This window comes from Herbaspirillum sp. YR522, from assembly GCF_000282575.1.
Lineage (GTDB): Bacteria > Pseudomonadota > Gammaproteobacteria > Burkholderiales > Burkholderiaceae_D > Herbaspirillum.
Genome location: NZ_AKJA01000003.1, coordinates 1 through 4,221 on the forward strand (window position 1 = coordinate 1; position 4,221 = coordinate 4,221).

At 63.1% G+C, this 4,221-nt stretch carries 1 protein-coding gene and 1 other RNA gene; both read left to right on the forward strand.

The genetic code is table 11. The annotated features are described in order from the left end of the window. Positions 1–15: 15 nt before the first annotated feature. Complete coding sequence (locus tag PMI40_RS00025) at positions 16–3,666, forward strand: DUF748 domain-containing protein (RefSeq protein WP_081496365.1); 3,651 nt, start codon at positions 16–18, stop codon at positions 3,664–3,666. An 80-nt stretch (positions 3,667–3,746) separates the two neighbouring features. After that, positions 3,747–4,109, forward strand: a transfer-messenger RNA (tmRNA) gene (gene ssrA, locus PMI40_RS23060). Positions 4,110–4,221 lie beyond the last annotated feature (112 nt).

The following is a 4,221-nucleotide window of genomic DNA, read 5'->3' on the forward strand; positions in this document are numbered from 1 at the left end:
CGGCAGCCCCCGCCGCTGCGGTGGCTGGCCTGGACCCTGCTGGTGCTGCTGTTGCTGGCGCTGGCGAGCTGGTTGGCACTGCCCTCGTATGTCAAGAAGATCGCCAGCGCCCAGACCGAAGCAAAGATCGGGCGCAAACTGACCATTGGCGAGGTCAGCTTCAACCCGTTCCGGCTGGCCCTGACCGCCTCCGACATCACCCTCTTCGAACCCGACGGCAAGACCCCGTTCGTCACGGCGCAAGGCTTGCTGGTGAACGCCTCGTCGGCCTCGATATTCAGGTTGGCGCCGGTGCTGGACGAACTGCGACTCGATACGCCCGAGGTCCACGTGGTACGTCTCGACGCCAACGGCGCCGGACGGTATAACTTTTCGGACATCCTCGACCGCATCGCCGCGCTGCCAAAGAGCGAAGGCCAGGCGCGCTTCTCGCTGGCCAATGTGCAATTGGATGGCGGCCACATCCGGTTCGACGACAAGGTCACCGGACGCCAGGTCGATATCGCCGCGCTGCAACTGGGCCTGCCATTCATCTCCAACCTGCCCGGCAGTGTCGACAGCTTCGTGCAACCCCAACTGTCGGCCAACATCAACGGCACCCCGTTTCACCTGAACGGTCGCAGCAAGCCATTCGTCAGTTCGCAGGAGTCGTCGTTTGCCATCGACATCGACCACCTCGACCTGGTCGGCTACCTGCCCTTCCTCCCTGCCGAACTGCCACTCAAGCTGGCCGGCGCCAAGCTCTCGACCAAGCTCGACCTGTCGTTCAACCGCGCCGATGGCAAGCCCAAGGTGGCGTTGTCGGGCGATATCGTGCTCGACGAGGTATCGCTGCAAAGCCGCCAACAGGAACAACTGCTCAAGGCGCAGCGGCTGTCGGCGCGGCTGACCCAGTTCGACCTGCTCAATGCCAGTGGCGAGATCAGCGAGCTGCGCCTCGACCAGCCGCAGGTATGGGCCGCCGTCAACACCCGCGGCCAGGTCAACTGGCTGGCGGCACTGGCCTCCGACAAGCGCCCTGCCCCCGCGCCGGTGGCCCCGGCCAGCGCCGCCAAACCCGACGCCGACGCGCCGCAACATGCCATCGTGGTGCGCCAGTTGCTGGTGCATGAAGGCGAAGTGAACTGGCGTGACGAAGCCAATGCCAAGCCGGCCCAGGACATCAAGCTAAGCAAAATCGACATCGACGCCAGGCAGGTATCGACCGCCGCCAAGGCGGCACCGGCCACGCTGACACTGAGCGCCACCGAAAACGGCCGGGGCCGACTGGGCTTCGAGGGCAAGCTCAACCCGCTGGGTGGCGCCCTGGATGGTCGCGCCACAGTGGACGGCATCGAGCTGTCCGGTTACCAGTCCTATCTCGATAGCGTATTGGCGGCAAAGGCCTCGGGCAAGCTGTCGGGCGCGGCGGCGGTGCAAGTGGCGCCGGGCGTACTGAAGCTGGGCGAGCTGGCGCTGACGCTGGCGCAACTGAAGCTGCAACCGACGGGCAAGGGCAACCAGGCCATCACCATCAAGTCGGCCGCCTTGCAGAAGGGCTCGCTCGACCTCGCGGCACGCCGGGTCGACGCCGAAAGCATCCGCATTACCGGACTGGCGGGCGACATCCGGCGCGAGGAAGACGGCAATTTCAACCTGCAGCGCCTGCAAGCCACCAGCGCCGCGCCGGTGGCGGCCACGCCGACAGCGCCTGCCGCAACGGCGACGACCGCCGGGCACGGCAAGACGGCCACTGCGCCTCAATGGCAGGCGCGCCTGGGCACCTTCAGCGTGGTCGACAGCAAGGTCGACTTTGCCGACGCCAGTGCCGGCGGCAAGTCACAACTGCAGGTCCACGACATCAACCTGCAGATGCAGAACCTGTCGAGCCAGCTGGATACACCGACGAAGCTCAGTTTGCAGGCGCGCTTGGACAAGACGGGAAAGTTATCGGTAAGTGGCCAAGCCGCCGCCGCGCTCAAGAGCATCGAGCTTGACCTGGACGCACAGAATCTGCCCGTGGCGCCGTTCCAGGGTTATTTTTCGAACGTGCTCAATGTCACGCTCAATAGCGGGCTGCTCAGTGCCCGCGGCAAACTGGCGCTGACGCCACCGGTGAACCAGCAGCGTTTTGCGCTTACCTACAATGGCAACGCCAGCATCGGCAACCTGCGCATGCAGGACAAGCTCAGTGCCACCGACTTCCTGCGCTGGCGCACGCTGGAACTGACGGGCATACAGGCGCGCCTGGGCGGTCGCCCGCAGATATCGCTGGAGCAGGTCAACCTGTCCAACTTCTATGCGCGGGCGATCCTGTCGGACAAGGGTCGGCTGAACCTGCAAGACATCCTGGTGGCCGACGCCGGCGCCCAGGGTTCGATCACCGACGCCAGCAAGGGCAGCGATAAAAAAGCCGACCAGGGCGTCGGCGGCGCGCGCAACACCGCGATCTCGGCCGCCCCCGTGACCAGTGCGCCCAGCGCCGACGCACCGCAGGTTCGCATTGGCCTGATCAAGCTGGCCGCAGGCAACATCAACTACACCGACAACTTCGTCAAACCCAACTACACCGCCAACATGACCGGCCTGGCCGGCACCATTGGCGCGATCTCGTCGGACAAGCCGCAACCGGCCCCGGTCAACGTCACCGGCAAGATCGACGACGATGCGCCGCTGCAGATCTCGGGTACGCTCAATCCCCTGTTCAAGCCGATGTTCCTCGACATCAAGGCCAGCGCCAACGGTGTGCAGTTGCCGCGCCTGACGCCCTATTCGGCCAAGTACGCCGGCTACGCCATCACCAAGGGCAAGTTGTCGATGGATGTGCAGTACAAGATCGAGAACGACAAGCTGGTCGCCGAGAACGACGTGCGCATCGAGCAATTGAGCTTCGGCGAGCGCGTCGACAGCCCGGAAGCGACCAAGTTGCCGGTGATGCTGGCGGTGTCGTTGCTCAAGGACCGCGAGGGCAACATCAATCTCAACCTGCCGATCTCGGGCTCGTTGTCGGACCCCGAGTTTTCGGTGGGCGGCATCATCATGCGGGTGTTCGTCAACCTGATCGTCAAGGCGGTGACATCGCCGTTCGCACTGATCGGCTCGATGTTCAACAGTTCGGAGGGCATCGGCGAGCTGCACTATATCGAGTTCAGTCCCGGTTCGTCCGAGATCACGGCCGACATTCGCAAGAAGCTCGACGCGCTGGGCTATGCACTCAACGAGCGTCCCGGCATCAAGCTCGACATCACCGGGCGGGTCGATCCCAAGCTGGATGATCCCGGCTTGCGCGAAGAGGCGTTGAATCGCCAGATGCGCGGCTTCAAGCGTCGCGACCTGATCGAGGAAGAAGGCCAACCGGCCGGTCCGGTGCAGATCAGCGCGGCCGAGCGGGCGCAATACCTGGAACGGGTCTACAAGGAAGGCAAGTTCAAGAAGCCGCGCAACGTGGTGGGCCTGGCCAAGTCGCTGCCGGTGGAAGAGATGCACCAGTTGATTATCGACAACATGGAAGTGACGCAGGACGACCTGCGCAACCTGGCGCAGCGTCGTGCCGACCAGATCCGCGGCTATCTGCAGGAGCAGAGCATCATTTCACCGGCGCGTATCTTCCTGATTGCGCCCAAGCTCAACGCGGACGGCATCCCGGCCAAGGAGCCGACCAGCCGGGTCGACCTCAACATCCAGTGAGATCGGCGCTGTGGTTTTGGCAGCGAAGGCCTTGATGTCTGCGTGTTCGCCCATACAATGGGATATAATCCTCTTTCTGCGGGGGCGACTTGGTTTCGACGTGGGTTGCAAAGCAGCGCAGGGCATACCGAGGCCTGACTACCTCGTAAATCCAATCAGACAAGTAATAACTGCTAACGATAACTCGTACGCACAAGCGGCTTAATCCCCGTTTGCTCTGCACTACTTCTTCCTTGGGGTAGGCTGGTAAAACAGCGGTAGAGTCATTTACAAGGAATCGCCTTGGGCCGGGTCACTTGGTTCGAGGTTAAATTCAAGGTGACTCGCCTTGACGAAGCGTGCGCGTCCGCGTCGTCTGGGTTAAAACAAATGGCAGCGCTAAGTATGTAGAACTGTCTGTAGAGTGCTTGCGGACGCGGGTTCGATTCCCGCCGCCTCCACCAAACAAAGAAAATGGCCCCTCTGGGGCCATTTTTTTTGTTTGATGGCGAGCGGGAATCGCCCCCTCGTCCGATCCGGACGAGGGGCGAATCCGGGGTTTCGCGGCGCATGCGC